General features: G+C 63.1%; 12 protein-coding genes. 4 read left to right on the forward strand and 8 right to left on the reverse strand.

From position 1 onward, the window contains the following. Window positions 1–109 precede the first annotated feature (109 nt). The 4 genes from ACPZMI_RS01600 to ACPZMI_RS01615 form a co-directional block, all read right to left on the reverse strand. Complete coding sequence (locus ACPZMI_RS01600; RefSeq protein ID WP_063546050.1) at window positions 110–1,048, reverse strand: glycosyltransferase family 2 protein; 939 nt, start codon at window positions 1,046–1,048, stop codon at window positions 110–112. Further along, window positions 1,045–1,431, reverse strand: a complete 387-nt coding sequence (locus ACPZMI_RS01605; RefSeq protein WP_346655305.1) for a GtrA family protein — start codon at window positions 1,429–1,431, stop codon at window positions 1,045–1,047. Before ACPZMI_RS01605 ends, ACPZMI_RS01600 begins: the two co-directional genes overlap by 4 nt. Next, window positions 1,428–2,939 carry a glucosyltransferase domain-containing protein gene (locus ACPZMI_RS01610; protein ID WP_426351554.1) on the reverse strand — a complete coding sequence of 504 codons (1,512 nt, stop codon included), beginning with the start codon at window positions 2,937–2,939 and terminating at the stop codon, window positions 1,428–1,430. Before ACPZMI_RS01610 ends, ACPZMI_RS01605 begins: the two co-directional genes overlap by 4 nt. Before the next feature lie 84 nt (window positions 2,940–3,023). Beyond that, window positions 3,024–3,929 (reverse strand): DMT family transporter, encoded by a 906-nt coding sequence (locus ACPZMI_RS01615; protein WP_186668165.1) that lies wholly within the window; start codon window positions 3,927–3,929, stop codon window positions 3,024–3,026. A 258-nt stretch (window positions 3,930–4,187) separates the two neighbouring features. Here ACPZMI_RS01615 and ACPZMI_RS01620 point away from each other — a divergent pair, with 258 nt between their 5' ends. Both ACPZMI_RS01620 and ACPZMI_RS01625 read left to right on the forward strand, forming a co-directional pair. Next, window positions 4,188–5,081, forward strand: a complete 894-nt coding sequence (locus ACPZMI_RS01620; RefSeq protein ID WP_288376979.1) for a helix-turn-helix domain-containing protein — start codon at window positions 4,188–4,190, stop codon at window positions 5,079–5,081. A gap of 110 nt (window positions 5,082–5,191) precedes the next feature. Further along, window positions 5,192–5,641: a hypothetical protein gene (locus tag ACPZMI_RS01625; protein ID WP_426351555.1), complete on the forward strand. Its 450-nt coding sequence runs from the start codon at window positions 5,192–5,194 to the stop codon at window positions 5,639–5,641. A gap of 103 nt (window positions 5,642–5,744) precedes the next feature. Here the strand turns inward: ACPZMI_RS01625 and ACPZMI_RS01630 are convergent, their stop codons facing one another. The 4 genes from ACPZMI_RS01630 to ACPZMI_RS01645 all read right to left on the reverse strand — a co-directional run bounded on the left by ACPZMI_RS01630 (window position 5,745) and on the right by ACPZMI_RS01645 (window position 10,692). Beyond that, window positions 5,745–8,138: a TonB-dependent siderophore receptor gene (locus tag ACPZMI_RS01630; RefSeq protein ID WP_426351556.1), complete on the reverse strand. Its 2,394-nt coding sequence runs from the start codon at window positions 8,136–8,138 to the stop codon at window positions 5,745–5,747. A gap of 207 nt (window positions 8,139–8,345) precedes the next feature. Beyond that, window positions 8,346–9,929, reverse strand: coding sequence for a peptide chain release factor 3 (locus ACPZMI_RS01635; RefSeq protein ID WP_186710992.1), 1,584 nt, complete (start codon window positions 9,927–9,929; stop codon window positions 8,346–8,348). Window positions 9,930–10,034: 105 nt separating this feature from the next. Next, entirely contained in the window at window positions 10,035–10,397 is a 363-nt protein-coding gene (locus ACPZMI_RS01640; protein WP_288376984.1) for a helix-turn-helix domain-containing protein, read from the reverse strand. Continuing rightward, window positions 10,363–10,692: a type II toxin-antitoxin system RelE/ParE family toxin gene (locus tag ACPZMI_RS01645; RefSeq protein ID WP_411383217.1), complete on the reverse strand. Its 330-nt coding sequence runs from the start codon at window positions 10,690–10,692 to the stop codon at window positions 10,363–10,365. The genes ACPZMI_RS01640 and ACPZMI_RS01645 overlap by 35 nt, the downstream gene beginning before the upstream one ends. Window positions 10,693–11,238: 546 nt before the next feature. On the opposite strand from ACPZMI_RS01645, the gene ACPZMI_RS01650 reads away from it, so the two are divergent. Together ACPZMI_RS01650 and ACPZMI_RS01655 are read left to right on the forward strand one after the other, a co-directional pair. Continuing rightward, complete coding sequence (locus ACPZMI_RS01650; protein WP_426351557.1) at window positions 11,239–11,952, forward strand: ABC transporter permease; 714 nt, start codon at window positions 11,239–11,241, stop codon at window positions 11,950–11,952. A 13-nt stretch (window positions 11,953–11,965) separates the two neighbouring features. Beyond that, on the forward strand, window positions 11,966–12,157 hold a 192-nt coding region (locus ACPZMI_RS01655; protein WP_426351558.1), incomplete at its 3' end, for a glycine betaine ABC transporter substrate-binding protein.

Raw genomic sequence — 12,157 nt, forward strand, 5'->3', positions numbered from 1 at the left:
CTTCGCGGGCAAGCCCGCTCCCACAACAGCCCACATAGCTTCTGAATACGGTGGTGTTACCTGTGGGAGCGGGCTTGCCCGCGAAGAGGCCAGCACCAGTCCAACAGGCTCACCGCGGCTGGCGCCGCCGTCCCAGCACCTTGCGCACCACATACCTCGGCCGGTGCTTGGTCTCCTGGTAGATACGCCCCACATACTCCCCCAGGATCCCGATACCGATCAGTTGCACGCCCCCCAGGAACAGGATCGCCGACAGCAGCGACGGATACCCCGGCAGGTCGATCCCCCACAGCACCTTCTGCACGATCAGGTACACCGCGAACACCAGCGCGAACAGCGACACCCCCGCGCCGATGTAGGTCCACAAGCGCAAAGGCACGGTGCTGAACGAGGTGATGCCATCCAGCGCCAGGTTCCACAGCCGCCACAGCCCGAACTTGCTCTCCCCCGCCACCCGCGGCGGGCGGTCGTACTCGATGATCTCGGTGCGAAATCCCACCCACGACAACACGCCCTTCATGAACAACTGTTGCTCCGGCAACTGGCGGATCGCGGCGACCACCTTGCGGTCGAGCAGGCGAAAATCACCGACGTTCTCTTCGATATGGGTGGAGGCGATGCGGTTGTGCAGCCGGTAGTACAGGCGCGCGCTCCAGCGCTTGAGCGGGGTGTCGGCATCGCGGCTGCGGCGCTTGGCCAGGACCACGTCGGCGCCTTGCTGCCAGCGCTCGACCATCTGTGCGATCAGCTCGATGGGGTCCTGCAGGTCGACATCGATCGGCACCATGGCATCGCCATCGGCATATTCGAGCCCGGCGAACAGCGCCGACTCCTTGCCGAAATTGCGCGAGAAGTTGATCACCGTGACCCATTCATCACGCAGCGCAAGTTCGGCGCAGATCGCCTCGGTCTCGTCGCTGCTGCCGTCATTGACGAACAGGATCTCCACCGTCATGCCCTGCAGCGACGGCTCGGCGCGCACGGTGCGGTAGAAGTGCTCGAGGGTGTCCTGCTCGTTGTACACCGGCACGATGAGGGTGATGTTCATGGCGTCCTCCGTCTGAAGACCACAGTGCGCGAGTAGCTGTAACCCACTACCAGGCTGACCGTGGAAAAGGTCACGAGGGTCAGCCAGGGTGACAGGCGTGCCCAGTCGGAAAGCGCTCCCAGTGCCACGCTCACTATCCCCATGCCCAGCAGGAACAGCAAGTAGCGCCGTTTGCTGGGCCTGGCCGCGAAGGTGTAGCGGGCATTGACGTAGTACGACAGGCTGGCCGCCACGGCGAACGCCAGCAGGTTGCTTGGCGCCTGGCGCAACCCCAGCAGCAGGTGCAGCAGAAAGAACACCGACCAGTGCGCCAGAGTATTGCCCAACCCGACCAGCACATAGCGCCGCATCTGGCCGAACAGGCCGCCCGCACCGCTGCTCACGGCAACGTCCAGGGCCTGAGCTGCGGCTTGGTCACCACATAACCCTGGTCGCCGACGAGGTAGATGCTGTACAGGCGGTTGTCCACCACTGGTGTGTCGCCGCGGGCCAGCAGATCATCGGCGCGCCAGGCCGGCGCGGGGCTCTGGTTGGCGGAGCTGTTGATATAGAACTGGCCGATACCGACGCGCGCCATCATCTCCGGCAAGAGTACGAAGTCCGAACTGCGGATGAACTTGAGCAGCGGCGCCCGGGCCTGCGCGCCAGAGGCTGCAGGCAACCAGCCGTCGGCCTGGTTGCGTTCGAGCAGGTAGAAGGCGCGGGCCTTGTCCAGCGCCGGGTGGCTGAGGATGTCCTGACCGATGTACTGGCCGATCGCAGCGAACTGCGCCTTCTGCGCCTCCAGCAGGCGGCCATGGGCGTAGGCCAGCGACAGCATCGACAGCAGCGGCAGGCAGAGAATCAGCGCACGGTCGGGCGCACGGTTGCCCAGCCCGCGCCTGGCCAGGTAGAGCAGCAGCACCAGTACGCAGGCAAAGCCCATCAGGGTGCGCGCGCCATGAATGAAATAGTCGAATGCCAGCATCACGCCGCTGGTCATCACCAGCAGCACCAGCACCGCCAGCAGCAGGCCGCCGCCGCGCACGAGCAGGCCCGGCAGGCCGTGGTCCCGATGGATACCCCGGGCATCGCGCCACAGGCCAACGCCGGCCAGCAGCGCCAGCCCAACCGCCAGGACCCGATTGCCGGGCGTCAGCAGCAGGGCGACCTGTTCGAACGCAGTGCCCAGGCGCTGTATCACTTCGCCCGGCAGCGCAGTGTCCACCGCCAGCATGGTCAAACGCTGCTCGGACATCCAGGGCATCGCCACCAACAGGTACACCAGCCCGCCCAACAGCATCTGCACCACACGCAGGGTCACCGCTTTGCCCACCCTGGCCAGCGGATCGCCCCGCAACAGGCCGCGCACCGCGTCGATGCAACACAAGCCGATGAATACATTCAGCGTCACCTGGTAGAAACCCAGGCCGCAGGCAATCAATACGGTGCCAGCGAACAACCGGCGTGAATCGAGGCTTACCGCCAGGATCATCGCCGCCAACCCCAGTGCCATGGCGGGCCCGTCGTACTGGTACGACAGGTTCTGCAGGAAGAACGGGCTGTACCACAGCGGCAACACCACCAGCAGGTCGGTCGGGCGCGGCTGTCCGAAGTAATGGATGGCCAGGCGCGCCAGGGCATAGGCCGCCACCGGCAGGCTCAACAGCAGCGGCAAGGGAAACAGGTTGATCGCCCCACCCGCGAAGCTCAGCCCGGCATGCAGCCACTGGGTGAACAGGCGCCCTTCGGCGATCCAGTTACCCGTGGCGGTCTGCGCGCGCCAGACATCGTCGAGGTACATCGAGTCGGCAAGAATCAGCGGCAGCACATGCAGGCCAAGCGCGAGCAGGCAGAGCATGTGCGCCTGGCGCGGTGTGAGGGGGCGGTTCCACGGCTGGGCTGTCGACATGGCCTACCTTGCAGGATCAAGGGATTTGGCCAAGTGTAGACAGCGCAGCGCCGACATCTTCTGCATCGGTGTCGGGAACAGGCCTCACTTCATGGCCAGCGTTGCCTGCGCAGCCTTGGCAACCCGGGGCTTGCGAAACACCAGCACGTTACCGGCCATCACCGCGACCAGCCCCAGTAATGCCGGTGCGGTCCACTGATAGCCTTCGGCGAATGCCGACACGTTCAGCGCCACCAGCGGGAACAGCACCGTGCAATACGCCGCCCGCTCCGGACCCATGCGCCCGACGAGGGTGAGGTAGGCGGTGAAGCCGATCACTGAACCTGGGATCACCAGGTACAGCAGCGAACCGATATAGCGTGTGTTCCACTCCATGGCGAAGGGCACGCCTGTGACCAGGCAATACAACCCCAGCAGGCTCGCCCCATACACCATCCCCCAGGCGTTGGTGGTCATCGGCTTGAGGCCCGCCTTCTGTTGCAGGCTGGAAAGCATGTTGCCGGCCGAGAAGCACAGGGTGCCCAGCAACGCCAGGCCCAGGCCGACCAGGGTTTCGCGGCTGGCGGCGTGCCCTGACAGCTCCGGCCAGAACAGCAAACCCAACCCCAGCAAGCCCAAGGCGCCGCCACCCAGCACGTTGGCGGCGATCTTCTGGCCGAAGAAGATCCGCGCGTTGAGCGCGTTCCACAGGGTTGCGGTGGAGAACACCACGGCGATCAGGCCGCTGGCGATCCACTGGCTGGCGGTGAGGAAGCACATGAAATTGACGCAGAACAGGCACAGCCCCTGGGCCAGGCAGATCAGGTGCCCGCGCCGATTCATCGGTTGCAGGCGACGGGTCAGCAGCAGGACCGCGAACAGGATCAGCCCGGCCAGGGCGAAGCGGTAGACGATCGATACCGGGATCTCGACCACACCCAATTGCAGTTTCAAGGCGATCCAGGTGGTGCCCCAGATCAGGACGGTGAGCAGGTAGAGCGACAGGTTCATGGGCCGGCTCCTTGGGGCTGGCAGTGGTCTGCGGGAGCGGCGGTGGATTCTTCGCGGGCAAGTCGCAGCGGCGAACCGCCGCTCCCACAGCCACCCACAGGTCTGTAGGAGCGGGCTTGCCCGCGAAGAATCCAGCGCCGCTCACGAAGTCTGTCTCCTCTCCCCGCCCCACGCTTGCACAAACTTGCGCTTTTCCGTCGGCAACCGCCCCCATTGCGCCCGCGCCGCAGTACGATAGCCCTCCAGAGGAAATCGCCGATGCCGCCACTTCATCAGCTGCAAGTCTTCAACGCCATGCACAGCTCGCCCAACGCCCGCCTGGAAGCCAGCGCGCAAATGGGTGAGGGCCTGGCAGCAGCCCTGTGGCGCAACCGTGACGATGCGCGTGACTACCTCGCCCCCAGCCACCACACCCTGTCGTGCTACATCGCCGACGGCACCGGCACCTTCCGCCGCCAGCGCCCGGGCGACAAGGGCGCGCCCAACAAACTGTGCATCATGCCGGCCGGCCACGAGTCCAATTGGGTGGTCAACGGTGCTATCCGCCTGGCGCACCTGTACATCAGCGAAGAACAGTTCGCCTTGGGCTGCATTCGCCTGCTCGACCGCGAGCCACGGGAAATGCAGCTGCACGAAGCCACCTTCCTCGACGACCCACAGCAGGCCCTGCGCTTTCACCAACTGATCGGGCTTGACTGGAACGAACCTGCCGAGCGCCTGCTGGCCAGCAGCCTGGCGCACGCCATCATCGACCATGCCGTGCTGGGCCAGGCCGGGCTGCGACAGGGCCTGCGGCTCAAAGGCGGCTTGGCACCGCACCAGCGTAGGCACTTGGTGGACTACATCGAGGCCAATCTCGACCAGCCGCTTTCACTGAACGAACTGGCGCTGCGCTGCAATCTGTCCGAATACCACTTCGCCCGGATGTTCCGCGCAAGCTTCGGCCTGCCGCCGCACCAGTACCTGCTGGCGCGCCGACTGCACCAGGCATGCCGGTTGCTGCGCCAGGGCGACCTGCCGCTGGGGCAGGTGGCATTGCTGTGCGGGTTTGCCAGTGCCAGCCATTTCAGCAACCGCTTCAGGCAGGCGATGGGCGCAACGCCCGGCGAATATCGCGCTGCGTTGGGCAGAATAGAACTTGCGAGCCGATAAACCTTCGCCTGGGTACCTGATAATTCTGCTAGTTGTGGGCTCCTGATCAATTGCTTAGCTTCAGCAGGCACCTATCGTCCTTCACTGAATCTATCGCTCAGGGGTGGAACATGGACAAGATCACAAAACTACCCGACGTCTCTTTTGGTTCACCTGCGCCGGACACATCGCAGGAACCTTACTTTCGTCTGAAGTGGTATGGCTACGAGAGCGAACATACGTTCGAGACCTCGAATGCCAAGATTGATTACGAGTTCAATCCGGGCTTCACTCAGATCATCGCGTACATGGCCCCACCGCCTGATCGAGTCGTTCTGAATGTTCCCAATGGTACAAAAGATGGGCGCTACCCTTTTATCACCAGTGACGAACACGCAGGCGGGAAACCCGGCATCATCCCAGGAATCATTCTGGGAGGAAGCAGCGTCAGGTCACTCCAAGGGGAGGTCCATATGAACAACGTCAACGAAAGGTGCATCGTCAGCTTCTCTGGAGAGGCAGACGGCTTCATCCTCCGAAAAGGGCATTTCGATTTCCCCTACCCACGTGAACCGCGTTGATCGCTGACTGCACCGAAAGCACTCTACTTCGCCATTGACGTAGAGTGCTGCCGAGCGGTGTCCAGCCGCCCAGCCCTCTGAAAGCGCCATCTTGCACCCTGCCTCAGAACTCCAAGGTACTCGACAGGCTCACCTGCCGTGCATCGCCGATGGCCACGAAGTACCGGTTCACCGCCGAGCTGTAGTACACCTTGTCGAACAGGTTCTTCACGTTCAACTGCAAACGCACCTTGTGCGCATCCAGCTTGGTCTCGTAGCTGGCGAAGGCATCGGCGACGGTGTAGGCCGGCAGGTCGAAATCGTTGGCCGGGTTACCTGCCCGCTCACCGACATAGCGTGCACCCGCTCCCAGGCGCAGACGATCACCGCCGAACAGGCTGCCGTAGTCGTACACCGCTGACAGCGAGCCAGTATGGCGCGCCACGTTCTGCAGACGATTGCCCTTGAGGTCCGGGTCCTTGGTCACTTCGGCGTCGGTGAAGGCATAGCTGCCGATCAGGCTCCAGCGTTCGCTGAGCTGGCCGCTCAGGTCCAGTTCGACGCCACGCGAGCTGACTTCGCCGGCATTGCTGTACAGGGTTTCGCCGGTGCGGGTGTCGAAGTTGGCCACCAGCACATTGCGCTTGGTGATGTCGAACAGCGCCAGGGTGCCGGTGATCTGCCCGGGAATGTCGAGCTTGGCCCCCAGCTCCCAGGCCTTGCCCTCCTCCGGAGCGATGGAAGAGTCGAGCACCAGGCCACCGGTCAGTGGGGCGATGCTGGAGTTGGGCTTGAACGACTCGCTGTAGCTGCCATAGAACGACAACTGCTCATCGACCTTGTAGACCAGCCCGGCATGCGGGGTCCAGGCGCGGTCGCTGGTATCGGTGTTGGTGGTGAACGGCCGGCCGCGACCGGCGAGCTGGTCGTACTGTTGCAGGCGCACACCGGCCACGGCGATCCAGTGCTCGTCCAGGTGCACGGCGTCCTGGAAGAACAGCGAGTCGGTGCGCAGCTTGTCGGTCTGGTCGCTGTCGCTGGCACGCACGGTGCTGCCTTCAGGCTCCTGGCCGTAGACCGGGTTGAGGTAGCTGAAGGTCGAGCGGCTGGCCTGGCGGATCAGGTCTGCGCGGTAGACCTTGCGGTCTTCATGGTCGAAGCCCAGCAACAGGTCATGCTGCATCCCGCCCAGTTGCACATTGCCGTTCAGGCTCAGGGTGGCGAACTGGTCGCGGCTCATGGCGCCGTGGGTGCCGTCGATGCTGCGGGTCAGGGTGCCACAGGGATCGTTGACGCCGGTCACCCGTACTTGGCTGGCGTCGTAGGTTTCACGGTTGAAGCTGTAGCCGAAGTGCAGTTTCCAGTCGTCCGCCAACTGGTGATCGACTTCAAGGCGATACAGGTCCGAACGGCCTTCCATGTCGTTGAACGGCTCGTCGAGGCGGCGAGTGGCCGGGATGTCCAGCGGGTGATTGGTGCGGTTGCTGATCGCCGTACCTCGGTCGAACGGATACAGGAACTCACGGTGCTCGTAGGCCAGCATCACCTGGGTGTCCTCGCCAAACCAGGCCAGCGACGGTGCCACCAGCGACTCGCGGTGCACGCCGTAGTTGCGCCAGTAGTCTTCATCTTCATGATCGACGATCAAGCGATAGGCCAGGTTGCTGTCGCCCAGTGCACCAGTGCTGTCGAAACTGCCACCGCTGCCATTCTTGCCGCTGCCGTAGGTCGAGCCGCGTAGGGTCAAGGCGTTGTATTGCTCGAGCTGCGGGCGCTTGCTGACCACGTTGATCACCCCGCCCGGATCCTGGATGCCGTACAGCAGCGACGCGGGCCCCTTGAGCACTTCGACGCGCTCGGTGGTGGCGTTGAGGCTGCGACCCTGCACGATGGGCATGCCGTCGCGCATGATCGAACCGTCGCGATTGTCGCCGAAGCCTCGCTTCATCACCGTGTCGGAGGTGCCGCCGAAGTTGTTGCCCTGGGTGATACCACTGACGTTGGCCAGGGCATCGTCGAGGTTGCGCGGTGCCTGGTCGCGCAGCACCTGGGCCGGAACCACGTTGATGGCGTGCGGCGTTTCCAGGTTCGTCCCCTGGCCGCGCATGATCGAGGGGCTGGCCGGTGGCTGGTAGCTGAAGCTGTCCATCTGCGAGGTCACGGTGGTGGCCTGCAGGTTCAAGGCGCCGGACGTGTCGAGAGGCTCCAAGGTCAGGGTGCGCGCATCGACGCGGCGCCAGGCCAGCCCGGAATGGCCGAGCAATTGCTGCAAGGCCTGCTCGGCGCTGAACGCGCCGTTGAGCGCCGGCGCCTGCTGGCTGGGCAGCTCGAAGGTGTACACCACGCTTTGCCCAGTGGTGCGGCTGAAGGCGTTGAGGGCCTGGGCCAGTGGTTGACCGGGCTGGGCGAAGGTATACACCTGAACCTGCTCGGCGGCGTGAGCCAGGGGTGTCAGCGCCACAGCGGACAGGGTGCAGAGACCGAACCAGAGAGGGACGCAACGCGGGGTGAACTTCATGGACGCTGACCTGTGAGAGAACGGATTGATTGCGAATGAATCGCACTTTCACTCACTACACGAATGCCGCGCCGGGTTACCTCACTGCTTGTGCAAAAAATATTTCCGGAAGCGGCTGCACGCCCCATAACGGCACAAGGCCGCTCCCGGGCAGAGCGCCCATCGGCGCATTACCCGGAAGCGGCCTTGCGCCGCATCCTGCTGGGATCAGTGGTGTTCGCGGGTCGCGCGGAACTGCACGTCAGGCCAGCGCTCTTCCATCAGCGACAGGTTGACCCGGGTCGGCGCCAGGTAGGTCAGGTGACCACCGCCATCAATGGCGAGGTTCTCCATGGCCTTGTTCTGGAATTCCTCGAGTTTCTTCTTGTCGTCGCAGGCGATCCAGCGTGCCGACCAGACGGTGATCGGCTCGTAGGCACACTCGACCTTGTACTCTTCCTTCAGGCGGCTGGCGACCACATCGAACTGCAGCACACCGACCGCACCGAGGATGATGTCGTTGCTGCGCTCGGGGAAGAACACCTGGGTCGCCCCTTCCTCGGCCAACTGCTGCAGGCCCTGGCGCAGTTGCTTGGATTTCAGCGGGTCTTTCAGGCGCACACGGCGGAACAGTTCCGGGGCGAAGTGCGGGATACCGGTGAAGCCCAGCGCTTCGCCTTCGCTGAAGGTGTCGCCGATCTGGATGGTGCCGTGATTGTGCAGGCCAATGATGTCGCCGGCGTATGCCTCTTCGAGCTGTTCACGCTCGGACGAGAAGAAAGTCAGCGCATCGCCGATGCGCAGATCCTTGCCCAGGCGCACATGGCGCATCTTCATGCCCTTCTCGTACTTGCCCGAGCAGATGCGCATGAAGGCGATACGGTCGCGGTGCTTGGGGTCCATGTTCGCCTGGATCTTGAACACGAAACCGGTGAACTTCTCTTCCACCGGCTCCACGGTGCGCTCGTGCGCCACACGTGCCAGCGGGCGCGGCGCCCAGTCGACGACGGCATCGAGCACATGGTCGACACCGAAGTTGCCCAGGGCGGTCCCGAAGAACACAGGCGTGAGCTGGCCGTTGATGAACTCGTCCTGGTTGAACTCGTGGCAGGCGCCCTGCACCAGTTCCAGTTGCTCGACGAAGCTATCGTACTGGTCGCCCAGATGCGCACGGGCCTCATCGGAGTCCAGCTTCTGGATGATCTTGGCTTCGGTGCGCTCGTGGCCGTGGCCCGGGGTGTAGACGATGATGTAGTCACCGGTGAGGTGGTACACGCCCTTGAAATCGCGGTAGCAACCGATCGGCCAGGTGATCGGCGCGGCCTTGATCTTCAGTACCGCTTCGATTTCGTCGAGCAGTTCGATCGGGTCGCGGATATCACGGTCGAGTTTGTTGATGAAGCTGACGATGGGCGTGTCGCGCAGGCGGCACACGTCCATCAAGGCGATGGTACGCGGCTCTACACCCTTACCGCCATCCAGCACCATCAGCGCCGAGTCCACCGCGGTGAGGGTGCGGTAGGTGTCTTCGGAGAAGTCTTCGTGGCCGGGGGTGTCGAGCAAGTTGATCATGTGCTCGCGATACGGGAACTGCATCACCGAGGTGGTGATGGAGATGCCGCGCTGCTTCTCCATTTCCATCCAGTCGGAGGTGGCATGGCGATCGGACTTGCGCGACTTCACGGTCCCCGCGACGGAGATCGCCTTGCCCATCAGCAGCAGCTTCTCGGTGATGGTGGTCTTACCGGCGTCGGGGTGGGAAATGATTGCGAAAGTGCGGCGCTTCGCGACTTCGGCGGCCTGGTTGGTCATGGGAAATCGCCTGAATGGGGATCGAAAAAGGGGCGATATCATACCTGAACTCGGGCGCCAGGCCAAAATGCCTGGTGACAAGCCAGCGCGGCACCCGCCCGAGGCTCAATGCCCGGTGTCCTCTGCCAGCCCCTTGATCGTAATGGGTGACCGCCCCGGCAGATGGGCGACGAGCTCCAGCCTGCCTCCCATGGCCTGCAGATAGGTGCGCAAGGTTGAAATCAGCATATCGCTACGGTTTTCCATCTTGGAAACATTGCCTTGGCGAACGTCAAGACGCTCCGCCAAGCCTTCCTGAGTGATTTCAAGCTGCCTGCGCAAGGCCTGAAGGGTCATTTCCTCATCGAGTAACTCGTCTGCACGCGCTGCGACCTTCTCCCTGCGCTGGGGAGAAAGGCCCGCCATTATGTCATCAAGTGTCTTGTACATACCTTCACCCTCTGCACAGATGTCGATCAAACCGCTCATCAGCCCGTTCAATCAGCGCTCGGTAGAACCTGCGTTCACTCACGCCAGCCTTGTTGCCAGCCACCAACAGTAAGCCGCAGCGGACAGGGTCAAACACGAATGCCACCCGCCATACACCACCACTGGCATTGAATCGAAGCTCTTTCATGTTCGAATACCGTGAGCCACTCAAGGTATCCACGCGAGGACGCCCTAGCGCAGGGCCGTAGCAAGCGAGGAGGTGAAGCTGTGCCAGAAGCTCATCCTGAACATCTTGGTCCAATGCCTCGAACTCCACGACGAACTCTGGGCACATGCGTATGGACCACACTAAAAATACCTCTCAAGGAATATTCCTTCAAGCGACTATTTCGATCTTCCAGGACGCAAATGCTGAGCCCTCCAGTACTTGGTCGATAGCAGATGCATCAGCTTCAAGAGGTAGGATTTCTACGTTTGGTCCGTACGCTGGTTCGTCATCACGACGAGTTGGTCGACCATGCACGCTTGCAACCGGTGTCGCGCGCCGTTAGCAAAAAGACCGCCAGCGCAGTGTTTTCAACGCCTGCAGCGCGACAAATCGCATTTTTTGCGCGCCTTTTTCGCATTCAGCCAGTGATTAGCACTGGCCAAATGCCGCCTCAGATGGGAACCTTTACGCCCCCGGAGACGTCCACTCCCCTGCAACCCGTTTCGGTTCAGGGCTGGTTTCACCAGCATTCACGAGCCTGACGGGGCTCGACTCATGGCATGAACGCACTGCCTCGCAGGCGTCACGCTGCTACTCGCGAACACACCACCCGCCTCCCGCACGGGCCGGCTACGAAGAAGTGTGTCCGCCGACGACATAAGGAGTCCACCTGTGGCGAAATGCTACGGAAAAGGGCTGATGGGATGGGCCTGCGTGCTCGTCATCCTGGCCCTGCTGATCCACTGGATCGGCACTGACACGATCGCGCGTTACCGCGACGATCTTGGGTTCTACCTGCAAGCGCACCTGGTACTGGTGTTGGCTTCGATGGCGGCGGCGCTGGCCGTGGGCATCCCCGCCGGCATTGCGCTCAGTCGACCGCACCGGGTCGACAAAGCCGAGCGCTTCATGCAGTTCTTCAACGTTGGCAACACCATTCCCCCCCTGGCCGTTCTGGCCATTGCCCTGAGCATTCTGGGCATCGGCGCAGGCCCCGCGATCTTCGCGTTGTTCCTCGCCTCCCTGCTGCCCATCGTGCGCAACACCTACGAGGGCCTGAAAAACGTCCCCGCCTCGCTCAAGGAAGCCGCCACCGGCATCGGCATGACCCCGCGCCAGCAACTCTGGCAGGTGGAGCTGCCCAATGCCGTGCCGATCATCGTCGGCGGCGTGCGCGTGGCCCTGGCGTTGAATGTGGGCACCGCACCACTGGCGTTTCTGATCGGCGCCAACAGCCTTGGCAGCCTGATCTTCCCCGGCATCGCCCTGAACAACCAGCCACAGCTGCTGCTGGGCGCCGCCTGCACGGCGCTCCTGGCCCTGGTACTGGATGCCCTGGTGAGCTTCTCCAGCAAGCGCTGGCTGGAACGCGGCTTGGCCGGATAACAAGAGGGAACTCATGAAAAAGACAATCGCCCTGCTGCTGGGCGCGGCACTGCTATGCGCAGGTTTTGCCCAAGCTGCAGAAAAACCCCTGGTGCGCATCGGCGCGCGGGTGTTCACCGAGCAGACCGTGCTCGCCGAAATCACTGCCCAGTACCTGCGTGCCAACGGCTTCCAGGTCCGAGTCACCGGCGGATTGGGCAGCAGC

The organism is Pseudomonas wayambapalatensis, assembly GCF_049942315.1.
Classification (GTDB): domain Bacteria; phylum Pseudomonadota; class Gammaproteobacteria; order Pseudomonadales; family Pseudomonadaceae; genus Aquipseudomonas; species Aquipseudomonas wayambapalatensis.